The organism is Streptomyces musisoli (assembly GCF_016741855.1).
In the GTDB taxonomy this organism is placed as follows: Bacteria; Actinomycetota; Actinomycetes; order Streptomycetales; family Streptomycetaceae; genus Streptomyces; species Streptomyces musisoli.
The window spans coordinates 570408-586950 of record NZ_JAERRH010000002.1 but is presented as its reverse complement, the minus strand read 5'-3'; the positions used below and the strand labels follow the sequence as shown (position 1 = coordinate 586950).

At 73.5% G+C, this 16543-nt stretch carries 13 protein-coding genes and 3 pseudogenes; 11 read left to right on the top strand and 5 right to left on the bottom strand.

The features are described from left to right. Positions 1-373 precede the first annotated feature (373 nt). The 4 genes and pseudogenes from JK361_RS06350 to JK361_RS06335 all read left to right on the top strand — a co-directional run bounded on the left by JK361_RS06350 (position 374) and on the right by JK361_RS06335 (position 5337). The gene (locus JK361_RS06350) at positions 374-1171 is read left to right on the top strand and encodes an SAM-dependent methyltransferase (protein ID WP_201814657.1); all 798 of its coding nucleotides are present in this window, start codon (positions 374-376) and stop codon (positions 1169-1171) included. A gap of 193 nt (positions 1172-1364) precedes the next feature. Continuing rightward, entirely contained in the window at positions 1365-2768 is a 1404-nt protein-coding gene (locus tag JK361_RS06345; RefSeq protein ID WP_307787193.1) for a uracil-xanthine permease family protein, read from the top strand. Between the two features lie 53 nt (positions 2769-2821). Continuing rightward, a pseudogene (locus JK361_RS06340) lies at positions 2822-4201 on the top strand (amidohydrolase family protein); the annotation flags it as partial. Between the two features lie 425 nt (positions 4202-4626). After that, complete coding sequence (locus tag JK361_RS06335) at positions 4627-5337, top strand: sulfite exporter TauE/SafE family protein (protein WP_201814655.1); 711 nt, start codon at positions 4627-4629, stop codon at positions 5335-5337. A gap of 28 nt (positions 5338-5365) precedes the next feature. Here the strand turns inward: JK361_RS06335 and JK361_RS42585 are convergent, their stop codons facing one another. Beyond that, entirely contained in the window at positions 5366-6880 is a 1515-nt protein-coding gene (locus JK361_RS42585) for a LacI family DNA-binding transcriptional regulator (protein ID WP_372448688.1), read from the bottom strand. 401 nt (positions 6881-7281) lie between these two features. Between JK361_RS42585 and JK361_RS06325 the strand changes: the two genes are divergently transcribed. Beyond that, a complete protein-coding gene (locus tag JK361_RS06325) occupies positions 7282-8760 on the top strand; it encodes a glutamate-cysteine ligase family protein (protein ID WP_201814654.1) in 1479 nt (492 codons plus the stop codon). A gap of 36 nt (positions 8761-8796) precedes the next feature. Here the strand turns inward: JK361_RS06325 and JK361_RS06320 are convergent, their stop codons facing one another. Next, positions 8797-10170: a S41 family peptidase gene (locus tag JK361_RS06320; RefSeq protein WP_201814653.1), complete on the bottom strand. Its 1374-nt coding sequence runs from the start codon at positions 10168-10170 to the stop codon at positions 8797-8799. A 146-nt stretch (positions 10171-10316) separates the two neighbouring features. Continuing rightward, entirely contained in the window at positions 10317-10697 is a 381-nt protein-coding gene (locus tag JK361_RS06315; protein ID WP_201814652.1) for a winged helix-turn-helix transcriptional regulator, read from the bottom strand. A 147-nt stretch (positions 10698-10844) separates the two neighbouring features. On the opposite strand from JK361_RS06315, the gene JK361_RS06310 reads away from it, so the two are divergent. The 6 genes from JK361_RS06310 to JK361_RS06285 all read left to right on the top strand — a co-directional run bounded on the left by JK361_RS06310 (position 10845) and on the right by JK361_RS06285 (position 15714). Beyond that, on the top strand, positions 10845-11495 hold the full coding sequence (locus JK361_RS06310) for an FMN-dependent NADH-azoreductase (RefSeq protein ID WP_201814651.1): 651 nt from the start codon (positions 10845-10847) through the stop codon (positions 11493-11495). Positions 11496-11612: 117 nt separating this feature from the next. Next, positions 11613-11894, top strand: a complete 282-nt coding sequence (locus JK361_RS06305) for a hypothetical protein (protein WP_201814650.1) — start codon at positions 11613-11615, stop codon at positions 11892-11894. A gap of 309 nt (positions 11895-12203) precedes the next feature. After that, entirely contained in the window at positions 12204-12368 is a 165-nt protein-coding gene (locus JK361_RS06300) for a hypothetical protein (RefSeq protein WP_201814649.1), read from the top strand. A gap of 2 nt (positions 12369-12370) precedes the next feature. Next, on the top strand, positions 12371-12646 hold the full coding sequence (locus JK361_RS06295) for a DUF4190 domain-containing protein (RefSeq protein WP_201814648.1): 276 nt from the start codon (positions 12371-12373) through the stop codon (positions 12644-12646). Positions 12647-12945: 299 nt separating this feature from the next. Then, complete coding sequence (locus tag JK361_RS06290) at positions 12946-14694, top strand: carbohydrate binding domain-containing protein (RefSeq protein WP_201814647.1); 1749 nt, start codon at positions 12946-12948, stop codon at positions 14692-14694. Between the two features lie 138 nt (positions 14695-14832). Next, the gene (locus JK361_RS06285; RefSeq protein WP_201814646.1) at positions 14833-15714 is read left to right on the top strand and encodes a DMT family transporter; all 882 of its coding nucleotides are present in this window, start codon (positions 14833-14835) and stop codon (positions 15712-15714) included. Between the two features lie 76 nt (positions 15715-15790). Here the strand turns inward: JK361_RS06285 and JK361_RS06280 are convergent. Together JK361_RS06280 and JK361_RS06275 are read right to left on the bottom strand one after the other, a co-directional pair. After that, positions 15791-16009 (bottom strand): annotated as a pseudogene (locus JK361_RS06280) (alpha/beta hydrolase); the annotation flags it as partial. Beyond that, positions 15996-16448, bottom strand: a pseudogene (locus JK361_RS06275) (serine hydrolase); the annotation flags it as partial. The pseudogenes JK361_RS06275 and JK361_RS06280, both read right to left, overlap by 14 nt. Positions 16449-16543: the final 95 nt, after the last annotated feature.

Here is a 16543-nt window from a genome sequence, read left to right as displayed (position 1 = left end):
CGGCGTCCGACGGGGCGGGGAACGGCCCGAGCGCATGGATTCACCGTTCCCCGACCCTGCCGGTCGGCCCGCCGCCGCTCGGGGGGCCGAGGCGGCGTGCCGGTCCGTGGGGACGGCCGGCGGACGTGTCCGGACCACCGGCCCCGTACCGACCCTCCGACGCCCGGCACGCGGGGGCCATCCGACGGGGGCCGGCCGGGTGAGACGGCGCGGCCGGGCCCCGGGGCCCCGGCGGGCGGGCGGCGGCTCGCCCGGGCACCCGGCGAGGCCGGCGGCCTGCTGGAACTCCCGACGCGGACAGGCAAGTTGATGTGGGAGGCTGTGCCCGGCCGGTACGGACCAAGGCCATGCCGGTCGTGGAGAGGAGCTCAGCGTGACAGAGGACGGCTTCGAGGCCGTGACCATCGACACCAGCAGACCGCATCCCGCGCGGATCTACGACTACCTCCTGGGCGGCAAGGACAACTACGAGGTGGACCAGCGGGCGGGCGAAGAGCTGGCCGCAGCGGCGCCCGAGGCGCGGATGGGCGTCCGGGCGAACCGCGCCTTCCTGCGGCGCGCCGTCCGGTGCGTCGTGGACAGCGGGGTCCGCCAGATCCTGGACATCGGCACCGGGCTGCCCACGTCGCCGAACGTGCACGAGGTCGCCCAGTCGGTGGCGCCGGATGTCCGCGTGGCCTACGTCGACAACGACCCGATCGTCGCCGCGCACGGCAACGCCCTGCTCAGCCGGTCCGGCACGACCCGGATCGTCCTCGGCGACCTGCGGGACCCGCGGTCCGTCCTGGACCACCCCGACGTCCACCAGCTCATCGACTTCGATCAGCCGGTCGCCGTGCTCCTCGTCGCCGTCCTGCATTTCCTCGCCGACGCGGACCGGCCCGCCGAGGTCGTCGCCACGCTGCGCGACGCGCTGCCCGCAGGCAGCTTCCTGGTGCTCTCGCACGCCACCGGCGACTTCGCCGACCGCACCGCCGCCCAGGCCGTCTACACCAAGGCGACCGCCTCCCTGAACCTGCGCACCCGAGCCGAGGTGGAACGGTTCTTCGACGGTTTCGAACTCGTCGAACCCGGGCTGGCCCAGGTGCCGTTCTGGCGCCCGGACAGCCCTCCCCCGCCCCGGTCCGAGGAGATCGGCTTCTACGGCGGCGTGGCCCGCAAGACCGTCTGAGCCCCACCGAGTCCGACCGGCCGGCCCGTCGCATCACCCCGCGGTGCGGCGGGCCGGCGGCGTCCACCCCCTTGACCAACCCCCGGGCGGCCCCTCCATACTGACCGCCAAATCGATTTGGCCAAATCGATTTGGCCGCCGTCCACGGCCGGATCGTCAGGCCTGAGCCGAGCGAGCCGAACGGAGCCCGCGCGTGTCCAGTCCCGTACGTCCCGTCGTCCCCGATTCCCCGCAGTCCGTCGCCACCGGTGCCGTGCACCCCGTGGACGAGTCCCGCCCCCTCGGCCGAATCCTCCTCTTCGGCGTCCAGCACGTCCTCGTCATGGCGGCGACCCCGATCTCCGCGATCTTCCTGATGAGCGCCACCCTCCGGCTGAACCCGGGCGTCACCGTCGATCTGCTGTCGGCGGCCCTGCTGCTGTCCGGCGTCGGATCGCTGATCCAGTCCCTCGGCCCGTGGAAGTTCGGCCCCCGGCTGCCGTTCGTGATGCTGCCCGGTGGCGCGCCACTGATCCTCTTCATGTCCATCGCGCAGCAGCACGGGCTGCGCACCGCCACCGGCGCCGTGCTCCTCACCGCCGCGTTCACCTTCCTCGTGCTGCCGCTGTTCGCGCGCCTGCTGAGGTTCTTCCCGCCCCTGGTCATCGGCACGATGATCGTGATCGTCGGGGTCAACCTGGTGAAGGTCGGCGCACTGCTGGTCACCGGGCAGCCCGGCACGCCTGGCTTCGCCGATCCGGCCCGGCTGGGCCTCGCGTTCGCCACGATCGGTCTGATCGTGCTCTTCACCCGGCTGCTGCGCGGGGTGCTGCGTCAGCTCGCCGTGCTGCTCGGGCTGGCCGCGGGCACGGCCCTCGCCTGTGCCGCCGGCCAGGTGCACCCGAGCGCGCTGTTCTCCGGGCCTCTGGTGGGTGTGCCCAGTCCGATGCCGTTCGGCACGCCCGTCTTCGACCTCCTCGCCGCGCTGCCGCTGATGCTCTACAGCCTGGCCTCCATGGCGGAGGCGACCGGGCAGACCGTCATCAACGCCGAGGCGGTGGGCAAGGACATCGACATCCGGTCGGACGTTCCGCGCACCGTGCGCGGGGACGCCCTCACCTCGCTCCTCGGCGGCTTCTTCGGGCTGCCGTTGATGGTCACGAGCGGGGAGAACATCGGCATCGTCCGGGTCACCGGCGTGCGCAGCCGGTACGTCACGGCCGCGGCAGGTGTCGTCCTCGTGGTCCTCGGCTTCCTCACGCCCGTCGCCCGGGCCATCAGCGTGATGCCCTCGGCCGTGGTGGGCGGCGCCGCGATGACCGTCTTCGCGGTGATCACCGTGCTGGGTGTGCAGATGCTCGGCCGGGCCCGGCTGGAGGACCACACGGCCACCCTGACGTGCGCGGTCGCGCTGGCCCTGGGACTCCTGCCGGTGCTGGTGCCCGGTGTGTACGCCGGTTTCCCGTCCGGTGTACGGATCCTGCTGGAGAGCGGGGTCGCCGTGGGCGCCCTGACCGCCGCCGTCCTCAACGTGGTCTTCCACCACCTGGGCCGCCGGACCCCGACCGCCGCCAACGCCGTACCGGACGCGGCGCCCGGTCCGGCCGCCCACGCGTGAGCCGCTGCGGCCCGTCCGACGCCCCCAGCCGTCCGTTCGAACCACGGAGAACCATGACCGACCTGACCCTGCACCGGCTGCGTCACGAGACGCTGCTGCTGGTCCCCGATGTGACGCTGACCCCCGACGGCCCGCTGGACGGGCACGCGGTGGTGGTGCAAGACGGCGTGTTCCGCGATGTCGGCCCGGCCGAGCGGATCGTCCGTACGCACCCGTCGCTGACGCCCCTGCGGCTGCCCGGGCATGCGCTGATGCCCGGCTTCGTCGACGCCCATCACCATCTGACGCAGAGCTTCGGCGGTGCGCTCGCCTTCGGGGAGCCGTCGGAGATCTTCCGCCGGGTGTGGGTGCCGCTGGAGCGGGCGCTGGACGAGGAGTCGGCGTACGTCGCCGCGAAGCTTGCCGCCCTGGAGTCGCTGCGCGGCGGTTTCACCACGGTCGCCGAGTCCGGCACCCGCGCCCCGGTGGACGTGGACGTGATCGCCTCGGCGGCACGCGACGCGGGTATCCGCTGCGTGCTGGGCCTGGTCTGCAACGACGCCGCGGACGGCACCGGCGAGGACGCCGATCCGCGCACGGTGCTCGGCGCCGCCGAACGCCATCTGGCCCGCTACGGCGGCGACGACCTGGTCCGTCCCTCGCTCGCGGTGTCCGTCCCGGAGGCGGCGACGGGGCCCACGCTGGCCGCCACGGCACGCCTGGCCGCCGCCGCGGGGACCGTGGTCCAGATCCATGTGAACGAACACCTCGTCGCCGTCGAACGCTCCCTCGTCCGCCACGGGATGCGGCCCCTGGAGTACCTGCACCACGTGGGTGCGCTCGGCCCGCAGTTGCTCGCCGCCCACGCGACGCTGCTCACCCCGGCCGAGGTCACGCTGCTCGCCGACACCGGTACGGCGGTGAGCTACAACCCGGTCGCCAGCGCCTGGAAGGGCAACGCGGTCGCCCCGGCCACGGTCTTCGCCGAGCGTGGCATCCGGTTCGGTCTGGGCACCGACGGCACCCGCGGCGACGGTTTCCGGCTCGCGGACGCGGCCGAGTCCGCCCAGCGGCTCACCCACGGTCTGGCCGCCGGCGACTCGTCCTGCGGGGCCGGCTGGACCTGGCTGGAGCGGGCCGGCGCGGGCGGCGCGGACGCGGTCGGGCTAGGCCGGCTCACCGGGCGGATCGCGGTGGGCCAGGCCGCCGACTTCCTGCTCGTGGACGTCAGCGGGCCGGAGCTGCGGCTGTCCTGGGACCTGCCCTGGGAGCTGGTCCGGCGCGGCAACCGGGACCAGCTCAGCGCCGTGTACGTCGGCGGCCGGCTGCGGCTGTGGCACGGCTGGCCGCCGGACTGGGACGGCCCGGCCCTGGTCCGGCAGGCCGCGGAACTGGCCCGGCGGGTCGTGGAGCGGGCAGAGGTGACTCGAGCCCACCCGACGTCGGTCCGGGCCTGGCAGGAGGCGGGGTCGACACGGGCGGCCGGATCGGCGGCACCGGCGACAGCGGAGACCGCCCCGGCAGCGACCGGAACGGCACGCACCACGGCACCGGCGGCACGGACCACCGCACCCGCAACGCAACCAGCGGCACCGACCCCGGCGCCGGCGACAGCGGAGACGGACACCACAGCGGCACAGACCGACACACGACGGACCACCGCACCCGCAACGACACCACCGGCACCGACCACGGCACCGGTCCCCGGGCCGGCCCCTGAGTCCGACCCGGTGACTGCCTCCGGAGTGGCGCCCGTCCTCGCCCCGGACCGGGCCGCCCGCTCCACGGCGGGGCCCGCCGGGTCCCCTGCGGCCCGTCCCGCGACGCCCGGGGCTGCGCCTACCGCAGCCTCCACCGCCGGTTCCGTCGGCGGCCGGGCATGACGGGGTGGATGCTCGCCGTGCTGGCGCTGACCGTGGCGGCGGCCGCGTTCGTGCAGGGCGCCAGCGGGCTGGGCTTCGCGCTGATCGTGGCCCCCGTCTCGGGACTGCTGGACCCCGGACTGCTGCCCGTGTTCGTACTGACCTCGATGATCCCGCTGAACCTGTACGTCGCCTGGCGGGAGCGGCACAGCCTCGATCTGCGGGGCGCCGGCTGGATCACGGCCGCGCGGCTGACCGCGACCCCGGGGGGTCTCGCGCTGCTGTGGGTCGTGCCGGAGGGCGACCTGGGGACGGTCGTCGGCGCCGCGACGGTACTGGCGGCGGTGGTGAGCCTCGTCGTGCCCGGCTTCGTGCCGGGGCGCGCGGCCTATGTGGGCGCGGGTGTCGTCACCGGGCTGACCGAGACGGCGACCGGTGTGGGCGGTCCGCCCCTCGCCCTGGTCTACCAGCACCGGCCACCGGCCGAGCTGCGCGCCACGGTCGCCGTCTGCTTCCTGGCCGGCGAAGTCGCTTCGCTCGCCCTGCTGTTCGCCAGCGGCCGGGGCCGCGCCGCGGACCTGGGCTGGGCGGTGCTGCTGCTGCCCGCGCTCGCGGCGGGTGCCTGGCTGAGCCGTCTGGTGCACCAGCGTGTCGACGCCAAGCGGATGCGCGCCTTCGTGCTCGCGTTCGCCCTGGTGTCCGGGGTGGTCCTGATGGCGGGCAGCTGAACCGGGGCGGGGCACGTCGGGCCCCGCCCTACCGCCGCCGCAGGGAGGAGGCGCGGACGACGAGCCGCGGCTCGGGGGCAGCCACCCCGAGCCCGGCAGTCTCGCCGCCACCGTCGGAGCGGGCATCGGAAACGCCGACCGAACCAGCACCAGCACCAGCACCAGCACCAGCACCAGCACCGACGGGCTCGGTACCCGTGTCCCCGACGGAACCGGCACCCGTACCACCGATGGACACAGCTCCGGTCCCACCGAGGGGCACGCCCCCCGCACCACTCACCGAACCGGCACCCGCACCCCCCACGGGCACGCCCCCCGCACCACTCACCGAACCGGCACCCGTACCCCCCACGGGCACGCCCCCCGCACCACTCACCGAACCGGCACCCGTACCCCCCACGGGCACGCCCCCCGCACCACTCACCGAACCGGCACCCGTACCCCCCACGGGCACGGCTCCCGCACCACCCACGGAACCGCCACTACTGACACCGACGGAACCGGCATCGCTGTCGCCGACGGAATCGGCATCGGTGTCGCCGACGGGACCGGTGCCGGTCGTCGACTCCCCTCCGCCGCCGCTCGGTTGCGCTCCCAGCCGGCCCAGCAGCAGCTCCACCGCGTCCGCCGCGGCCCGGTCCAGGCGCAGGTCGACCGCGGTGAGCGGTGGTTCGCAGGTGCGGGCGCGCAGACCGTCGTACCGGGTGACGACCATGACGTCGTCGGGGACCCGGCGGCCCGCGTCGCGCAGCGCCCGCACCGCTCCGACGGCGAAGGCGTCGACCAGCACGCACAGCGCGTCGATGCCGGGATGCTCGGCGAGCAGCGCGGCGCACCGGTCGTACCCCGCCTGCTCACCACCGTCTTCCGGAGCGGAGGCGACGACCGGTGTCCAGCCGTGGGCCGCCGCCGCGCGTTCGTAGGCGGCCCGCGCGTCGACCGAGGAGTGACGGGTGCCCGCGCCGACGACGAGCGCGGGACGGCGCGCGCCCTGCGCGCGCAGGTGGTCCAGGAGCAGTTCGACGACCCGGCCACCGTGCAGGTCGACGTAGGGGGCGTCGTCGTCCGGCGCGGTGGGCCGGCCCAGCGTGACGTACGGCAGCCCGCGCTCGCGCAGTTGGGCCACGGCCGCGTCGTCCGCCGCCGGCTCGACCACGATGGCACCGTCGATGTCCACGGTGTACAGCGCGGATCCGGACTGCACGGGCGGGATCAGCACCAGCGCGTACTCGTGGACGAGGGCCCGTTCGGCCGCCGCGGCGGCCACCTCCATGTAGAAGCCGAGCCGGGACGGGCCGCCGGCCACCGCGAAGGGCATCGAGGAGGCCAGCGCGATGGCCCTGGCCTCGCCGCGGCGCAGCCGCTGGGCGCGCAGGTTGGGCCGGTAGCCCAGCTCGGCGGCGATCTTCTTGATGCGCTCGCGCGTCCGCGGGTCCACCTTGCCGATGCCGTTCAGGGCGTGGGACACCGTCGTCCGGGACACCGACGCGGCCTCGGCCACATCGGCGATGGTGGGCCGGCGGGCGCCGCGGGAGATGGTCATGCGCCCATCTTCCCAACAGCCGCCACGGGGGAACACCCGGTGGCGACCGGTGCGCGACGGCGGGAGCCGATGGTGGCCGGTGCACCGAAGGCGGGGGCCGGACGCGACCGGTGCGCGGAGGGCGGAAGCCGACGGCGGGCCGGAGCACGGAGGGCGGGAGCCGACCGCGGGCGGTACACGGTGGGCGGGAGCCGATGGTGGCCGGTGCACCGAAGGCGGGGCGCACCGGCCGGGAGGTGTGGGACGTGGTTCGGAACCCCGCCCGCCGAGTGACCGCGCGGTCCCGGCGACGGCGCGCTTCCTGCGGCGCGGGGGCCCGGCCGGGCATCCGCTTGGTGGGCATCGCGCGATGATGCGACGCTGGGTGGAGAGGTGTCCGCCGAGGGGACCCTGGAGGGCCGATGGGGCGTGACGTCCCGGCGCTCGTGTTCACGCGCGAGGACCGCCGCCGGTACCGGATCAAGATGCAGGAGTGCCTGGACGCGTTCGCACAGATGCTGCGCGAGGCGCATTTCGAGTCGGAGCGGCCACAGGTCGGCCTGGAGATAGAGCTGAATCTGGTGGACGACGACGCCGAGCCGGCGATGCGCAACACCGATGTGCTGGAGGCGATCTCCGACCCGGCGTGGTCCACCGAGCTGGGCCGGTTCAACCTGGAGATCAACGTTCCGCCCAGGCGGTTGATCGCGGGCGGCCCGGACGCCTGGGAGGGGGAGATCCGGTCCGCGCTGAACCACGCCGACGGGCGTGCCCGGTCGGTCGGTGCCCGTCTGATCACGGTCGGGATCCTGCCGACCCTCCTCCAGGAGCAGATCGGCGAGGGGGCGCTGTCCGAGAATCCCCGCTACCGGCTGCTCAACGACCAGGTCTTCGCGGCCCGCGGCGAGGACCTGCGCATCGAGATCGACGGAGCCGACCGGCTGCGGACCTACGCGGACACGATCACCCCGGAGGCCGCGTGCACCAGCACGCAGTTCCATCTCCAGGTGTCGCCCGAGGAGTTCGCCGGGTACTGGAACGCGGCGCAGGCGATCGCGGGTGTGCAGGTCGCGCTGGCGGCCAACTCTCCGTTCCTGTTCGGCAAGGAGCTGTGGCACGAGACGCGGATCCCCCTGTTCGAGCAGGCCACCGACACCCGCCCGGAGGAGATCAAGGTGCAGGGGGTGCGGCCCCGGGTGTGGTTCGGGGAGCGGTGGATCAACAGCGTCTTCGACCTGTTCGAGGAGAACCTGCGCTACTTCCCGGCCCTTCTCCCCCTGTGCGACGAGCAGGACCCGGTGGAGACGCTGGACCGCGGCGACATCCCCGAACTGGCCGAACTCACCCTGCACAACGGCACGATCTACCGCTGGAACCGGCCGGTCTACGCCGTCGCGAACGACCGGCCGCACATCAGGGTGGAGAACCGGGTGCTGCCCGCCGGCCCGACCGTCGCCGACACCCTCGCCAACGGCGCCTTCTATTACGGGCTCACCCGGGCCCTGGTGGAGGAGGACCGCCCGGTGTGGTCGCGGATGTCCTTCTCGGCCGCCGAGGACAATCTGCATGCCGCCGCCCGGAACGGCATCGAGGCGCTGCTGTACTGGCCCGGGATGGGCGAGGTCCATGTCCCGGAGCTGGTGCTGCGCCGGCTGCTGCCGCTCGCGCACCGCGGCCTGGAGCATTCCGGCATGGACGCGGCCTGGCGGGAGCCGCTGCTCGGCGTCATCGAGCAGCGCTGTGTGACGGCGCGCAACGGCGCGGTGTGGCAGAAGGAGATGTTCCATCACATCGACGCCACCACGCACGCCGGCCGCCACGAGGCGCTGCGCCGGATGACCCAGATGTACATCGACTACATGCACCTCAACGCCCCGGTGCACACCTGGCCTGTCGACTGACCGGGAGTCGGCTGACCGGCAGTCGGCTGACCGGGATCAGCCGCGGCCGCGCAGGAGGGCGACCGCGCGGTCGAAGGCCGAGTCGCGCTTCTTCGCGAACTCCTCGTCGGTGAAGACCGGTTCGGTGATGTCCGGCGGGATGCCCGTGCCGTCGAAGGTGTGGCCGGTGCGGGTCAGGTACTCCTCGTTCGGCAGGGTGAAGAGCAGGTCGCCGGGGAGGCTTCGCGTCATCGGGTCCGAGAAGACGCCCTGGGTGGGCTGCCCTATCCGGAAGGTGCGGCCGGGCCGCTCGAACAGGGCCTGGGTGAAGGTCTCGCCGGCGCTGACCGTCGAACCGCCGGTGAGGACGGCGATCGGGCCGGTGTAGCGGGGCGCGTCGGCCGGGACGACGGGCACGGGTTGGGGCCGGGTGTGCCGGGCGGGGTCGGCCGGGTGGTTGCGGGCGCGTTTGGCGTAGGCGGTGTAGGGGGTGTCGGTGAGCCGTTGGGCTGTCCGGATGCCGAGCGCGTCGAAGCCGCCGTCGTTCACGCGCAGGTCGATGATCAGCCCTTTCAGGCCCCGGGTGCGGCTCGGGGTCAGGACGGTGTCGAGCGCCCGGTCCAGTTCCGTCCGGTCCGCGGCGTAGGGCGCGTCGTCGCCGGCGTAGTAGTCGAAGGCGGAGATCCGCAGGTAGCCGAGGTCACCGCGCAGGTCGGCGTAGGTGATCCGCCCCTCGGCGAAGTCCTGCCGGTGCGTGGCGTCCTCGAGGTCGCGGGCCTCGATGAATCGTTTGGCCTTGGCGTCCAGGTCGTCGCTCGGCACCTCGGTGCCGGGCCGTACCTCGGCGAAGTCGCGGTCGTCGTCCTCGATCGTGACATGGACGTCGTAGAGGGGTTTCAGCATGCGGCTGAAGAGGTCGAAGAGTTCGGGGCCGGTGGTGTTCCGGTGCACCTGGGGCCGGTACCGGTCGCGGACGGCGTGCCAGTCGACGCCCTTCCGGCCGAAGAAGGGGTAGTTCTCCTCGAAGGTCTGCCAGAGCGCGTCGAAGCCGGCCCGCGGGTCCCTGGACGCCGGGCGCTTGCAGCCGGCGGGCAGCGCCCGGACCCGGGTGAGCTGCCGGTGTCCGACCGAGCCGGCCACGGCGAGCCGGGCGTGGTCGTCGTCGCGACCGGTCCGTACGGTGACGACGGTGCCGTCGGACGCGGTGTAGACACCGGGGCCGGTCTGTCGTGCGGAGCCGCCCTTGACGCAGCTGACGGACGTGGTCTGGTACTCCCTGAGGCCGCCCCGGCCGAGGACGAGCAGGGTGCCGTAGCCGTCCGTCCGCCACACCCCGTCGGTGGCCGGGGAGCGCGGTGGCGCGAGAGTCGCGGCCGGTACGGCCATGGCGGTGAGGGCCAGGGCTGCGACGGTGGCCGTGACGATGCGCACGAGGGGAGCCTCCCGGTACGGGTCCCTACACCACCACCGTCTGCGACGCGCACGCGGTCCGCCATCCGGGGGACCGCGTGCGCTGGTAGCTCGCGTGCCGGTACGCGGTGCGCCTCGGGCGGCGCCGGGGGCGGCCGGCCCGGCGGCTAGACCTGTCGTTCCAGGGCGGCCTGGGGGCATGCCGCCGCCTCCGGCAGGTGGGCCTTGGCCCACTCGCCGAGTGCGCGCAGTGCGGGCTCCAGGGCCGCGCCGGCGTCGGTCAGCCGGTAGGAGACGCGCAGCGGGGGGCCTTCGTCGACCTCGCGCAGGACGAGGCCGGCGGCGCCGAGTTCGGCGAGCCGGTCGGACAGCATGCGTTCGCTGATGCCGGGGATGGCACGCCGGAGGTCGGCGAAGTACGCGGGCTGCTCGACCAGGACGGCCACGATCGGGCCGCTCCAGCGCTTGCCGAGGAGTTGGAAGACACGGGTGATGCCGTCGTCCACCCTCTTGCACGCCGCGCTGTCGTGGTTCTGCTCCGCCGCCATGCCCCTCAGGGTACTCTCTGCCGTAGGTGGCTGAAAAAAAGTAAGTCCATGTGTTAAGAATAGTCCAGTACGAAAACTCAGCCAGCGCACGGCGTCCGGCTGCACACACCCACGCCTTCCGGCCGCACAGCCTTTACGGAGACATACATGGCCACCCTGCTGCACATCGATTCGTCCGTTTTCCCGACCGAGGCGTCGGCTTCCCGCGCCGTGACGGAGGCCTTCCGCAAGCACTGGGAGGAGCAGCACCCGCAGGGCACGGTCGTCTACCGCGACCTGGCGGCGGAGCCCGTTGCGCACATCACCGCCGACGCACACCTCGCCGGCTTCGTCCCCGAGTCCGCGCACACGCCCGGGCAGGCCGCCGCCTTCGCCGAGCGCGTCAAGCTGATCGAGGAGCTGGAGCAGGCCGACGCGATCCTGATCGGCGCCCCGATGTACAACTACACGATCCCCTCGACCCTCAAGGCCTGGCTGGACAACGTGATCCTCATCGGTCGCACCGCGGGCGAGAACCCGTCCGCCAAGGGCACCCCGGTCACGGTCGTGGCCAGCCGGGGCGGCTCCTACGCGCCGGGCACCCCGCGCGAGGGCTACGAGTACGTGCAGAACTACCTCGAGGCCATCCTCGCCGACGGCCTCGGCCTGGACCTGGAGTTCATCGTCCCGGAGCTGACCATGGCGTCGCAGAACCCGGCGATGGCCGATCTGATCCCGCTGGCCGAGGCCTCCCGTGACCGCGCCTTCGAGGCCGCGGCCACCAGGGCGCGCAAGCTCGCGGAGCGCGTCGCGGCCTGACCGCCACCGGCCGGACGGCAGTCGGCGCTCCGGCCGCACGCCCGACACGGGGACATGCGTGCGCGGCACCCGCGCGGTGCGGCGCACGCCGGTCAGGGTGATGGAAACCTGCGCCCCATGAACAACCCTCCCAGCGTCAACAGCTACGTCGACCGGGTCACGGCCGGTCCCGGCGGGGCGATGACCGACGAAGTCGGTGTCGTCACCGGTGACCTCATCGTCGCGACCATCCTCCGTTCCGACGGCATCAGCGTGCGCGTCGCGGTCCAGCACTCCGGCAGCGAGACCTGGTACACCCTTGCCGGCAGCCCCGCCCCGGTGCCGGCGGGGCGGCTCGCGGCCTACCACCGGGATCTGCTGGGCCGCATCCGGCGGGGCGGCGGAACGCGCGCCACCTGAGCCGGGCGGCGGCCACGCACGGAGCCGGCGGGAGCAGGCCGCCTCACCGGGTTCCTCGGTGCCGTCGGCGTTCCCTCTTGCGCTCCCCGGCCGCCCGCGCCTTGCCGGTCGGACGCTCCCGGCAGGCGGCCGCGCCGCTGTCGGCCCGTCAGGATCCGGCCCAAGGAGGCGGGCGGCTGCGTGAGACGGCCGCTCACGGGTAACCGGCGATGTCATGAACGCGTTAAGGAAGTGGCCGCAGAAGCCGTCGCAACGGCAGGCCGGTAACCCGCCGTCCGCCGCCGTCGCCACCACCCCCGGGAGGTAAGCGTGCTTTTCCTGGTCGTCGCGCTGCTCCTGCTGGGCATCGTCGTGGGGTCGGCCGCTTATCTGCCGTGGCCCGTCACCCTGGTGCTCGGTGCGCTCATCGCCGTCTGGCTCCTCGTCTTCGCGGGGCGCGAGCGGCGGCGCCGCAACCGGACGAGGAGGGCCTGACCATGCGGTTGACCGCACCGCCCGCGCGCCGGACCGGCCGGCAGGACACCGAAGGCATGGCCGTGGCCTCCTTCGTCCTCGGCCTCGTCGGGCTGCTCGTCCTCAACCTCGTCCTCGGCCCCATCGCCATCGTGCTGGCCGTCATCGCCCTGCGCCGTGACACCGCACGTCGGTTCCGCGCGCTCCTCGGACTGGGGCTGGGCATCGCCGACCTGGTCGTGCTCGCCGCCCTGATGTCCGCACACGGCACGGCGTCCTGGTCGGTCTGGGGCGGCTGACCCCGGCTCACCACGGACTCCCGGTACAGGCGTCCACGCACGCCCCGCCGACACGGGCACGGCGGCCGCGGGGACGCGGCGAACGAAGCGCGGTCGCAGGCGGCGGCCATGACACGCCGTCAGGATCGCGGCCCCGGCCGGGTGCGGCCGATTCCCATGAACGGGCAAAGGCCCTCCCGCACACCTTGACCGTCACTTGGTCCAGACCAATTATGGCCTAGACCAATAGCCCCACGGCCGGGCCGCAACAGCGCGACACCCCGCTCTCTCGCCTGTCGTTCGCTATCCGGGAGTACCCGATGAGACGTCCGAGATCCGTACGCGCCCTGCTCACCGGCGTGGCCACGCTGGCCGCGTCCGCCGGGCTCGCCCTGGGGTCAGGCGGCGCCGCGCACGCGGCGACCCCGCTGCCCACGCATGTCTTCGCCCCCTACTTCGAGGCCTACAACGGCGACAGCCCCGCCGCCCTCGCCCAGGCCTCCGGCGCCAAGTACCTGACCATGGCCTTCCTCCAGACCGACCGGAAGGGCTCGTGCACCCCGTACTGGAACGGCGATGCCGGCACCCCGGTCGACGGTTCGGTCTTCGGCTCCGACTTCACGACCATCCGCTCGCGCGGCGGTGACGTGATCCCCTCCCTCGGCGGATACGCAGCCGACAACGGCGGCACCGAGATCGCCGACAGCTGCACGAACGTGGACTCCATCGCCGCCGCCTACGAGAAGGTCATCACCACCTACGACGTCGCACGCCTCGACATGGACATCGAGGACAACTCGCTCACCAACACGGCCGGCATCAACCGCCGCAACCAGGCCATAAAGAAGGTCCAGGACTGGGCCGCCGCCAACGGACGCTCGGTGCAGATCTCCTATACCCTCCCGACCACGACGAGCGGCCTCGCCGACAGCGGACTCGCGGTGCTGCGCAGCGCCAAGAACGCGGGCGCCAAGGTGGACGTCGTCAACCTGATGACGTTCGACTACTACGACGGCGCCACCCACCACATGGCCACCGACACCCAGACGGCCGCGAGCGGGCTGCACGACCAGCTCGCCGAGCTGTACCCGAGCCTGTCGGACACCCAGCTGTGGAACATGATCGGCGTCACCGAGATGCCCGGTGTGGACGACTACGGCCCGGCGGAGACCTTCACCACCGCCGACGCCACGACCGTGTACGACTGGGCGGTCGCCAAGGGCATCAACACCCTGTCCTTCTGGGCGCTCCAGCGCGACAACGGCGGCTGCCCCGGCTCCCCCGCGTCCGACACCTGCTCCGGCATCGCCCAGGACACCTGGTACTTCACACACACCTTCGCGCCCTTCACCGGCGGCACGACGACACCCCCGGCCGACGACTTCTCCGTCTCCCTCTCCCCGGCCACCGCCTCGGTCGACCCCGGCGGCTCGACGACGGCGTCGGTCCGTACCTCGGTGACCGCGGGCAGCGCCCAGACCGTCGACCTGGCGGTGAGCGGCGCACCGAGCGGGGTGACCACGAGCCTGAGCCCGGCCTCGGTCACCGCGGGCGGCACCGCCACGCTGACCGTGAAGGCCGCCGCCTCCACGACCCCCGGCACCTATCCGCTCACCGTCACCGGCACGGCGGGCCCGACCAGGCACAGCGCCTCGTTCACCCTGACCGTGTACGGATCGGGCGGCACCGCCACTCTCCCCAACGGTGACTTCGAGACCGGCTCGCTCGCGCCGTGGACCTGCGACAACGGCGCCACAGTGGTGTCCTCGCCGGCGCACGCAGGCAGCCACGCACTGAAGACCGCGCCGTCCGCCGCACAGAGCGGCCAGTGTGCCCAGACCCTCACCCTCAAGCCCCACACGTCGTACACGCTGAGCGGCTGGGTGCAGGGTCCGTACGCCTATCTCGGGGTCAGTGGCGGCGCGACGGCGAGCACCTGGGCCTCGCCCACCTCGTGGCAGAAGCTGACGGTGCCGTTCAGCACCGGCGACTCGGGCACGGTCACCGTGTACGTCCACGGCTGGTACGGCCAGGGTGCCGTCTACGCGGACGACCTGACCGTCTCCTGACCCTCCTCCCCCCCACCCGCCCGTCCCGCCCCGGGTCACCGGGGCGGGGCGGCCCACACGGCACGGCGGGGCCGCCTTCCGTAGGCTGAAGGGACCCGGTCCTCCCTCCGGGAGGCCAGCCGCAGGCGGGAGTCGGTCGTGATCGAACTGGCCGCGGTGTTCGCCGTCGCCGGGGCTGCGAGCAACGCCGTGGGGACCGCGTTCCAGCGCAAGGCCGCCTCGGACAGCACGCGCGGCGGGCTCCGCCTGCTCGCGGAGCTGGTGCGCCGGCCGTACTGGATGATCGGCATGGCCGGGGTGATCTGCGCCGCGCTGTTCCAGAGCCTGGCCCTGGTCAACGGTCCGCTCGCACTGGTCCAGCCGCTGTTCATCCTGGAACTCCCCTTCGCCCTGCTCGTCGCCGCCCCGCTGATGCACCGGCGGCTGCCGCACTCGGGCTGGTGGGGTGTCGCCGGCTGTGTGACGGGGCTGGCCCTCCTGCTGATCGCGGCCGCCCCGCACGGCGCGACCGATCAGGCGTCGCTCGGCCGGTGGATCCCGGCCGTGTGTCTGTGTGCCGGCGCGATGGCCCTGGCGGTGCTGCTGGCCGGCCGGGGGCGCCTGCCGGCCCGGCGCGCCGCGCTGCTGGCGACCGCCTCCGCGATCGGCAACGCCCTGACCGCCGCCCTGCTGAAGTCGGCCAGCGGCACGTTCGCCGACCACGGCTTCGCCGCGTTCCTGCGGTCCTGGCAGACCTACGGCTTCGCGCTGGCCGGCGCCGCGGCGGTGCTCCTGCTGGAGAACGCGCTTCAGGCCGGTCCCCTGGCAGCGGCACAGCCCGCGCTGACCATCGGCGACGCGGTGGTGAGCCTCACCCTGGGCATCACCCTCTTCGACGAGCGGATCCGCACCGGGTGGTGGCTCTTGCCGGAGGCGTGCGGAGCCCTGCTGATCGTCGCGGGGGTGCTGGTCCTCAGCCGGGCCGTCCAGCGCATCGTCGTACTCCCGGTCCCGGCCGAGAAGGAGAACCTCGCCTCGTGAGGCCGCTCAGGGGGCGGCGACCGGCGGGGCGCATCCCGGGCGGACGTCGTGGAGACGTCCGCCCGTCGCCGGTCCGTCACTCGGTGGCGCGGGGGCAGCCGACGTCCCCGGACGGCAGGCGCCCCGTCCCGAGGTAGGCGTTGACCGTGGAGTCAACGCACGAGCTGCCGAAGACCCCGTAGACACCGTGCTGGTCCGCGCCCCGCAAGGTCACCAGGCGGGAGGTGGGCCAGTCGCGGCGCACCATCCGGGCGCTGCGGTAGCTGGTGCGCGGGTCTCCGGTGGCGTTCACGACCCGGCAGGTAGCGCTCGACGGGCGCGTCCAGGGACAGCCGCCGCTCGGCGGCGAGTTGCAGGACGGCCGTCGCGGTGAGGGTCTTAATGACGCTGCCGGCGCGCAGCCGGTCGGTGGTGTTCATCGGGCGGCCGGTGCGCAGATCGGCGACGCCGTCGGCCACCGTCCAGCGGGCGCAGGGAGCGGCCGGGTCGGGGCCGGTGGCCAGGACCGCGGCGCCGGCGATCCGGTCGTGCGCCACGAGGTGGCGTACGGAACGGCTCAGCTCCGTGTGCGGGCCGCACGCGCGGGGTGCGGCGCTGGGTGCGGCGCTGGGTAGGTCCCGCGGCGACTGGGCGACGGCGGCCGGGGCGGCGACGGCGGTGAGCAGGCAGGCGGTGGCGAAGGCCGCGAGGCCGGTGCGTAAGCGAAGTTCTGTGGGGTGTAACGGGATTGCCATGTGCCATCACGCTAGGGACCGCCCGTGGCGTACTCACTACGGCAGGCAGGCGATTCGGTACGGGGACCGGCACCAGCGTGCGGGGGGAGGCAGGC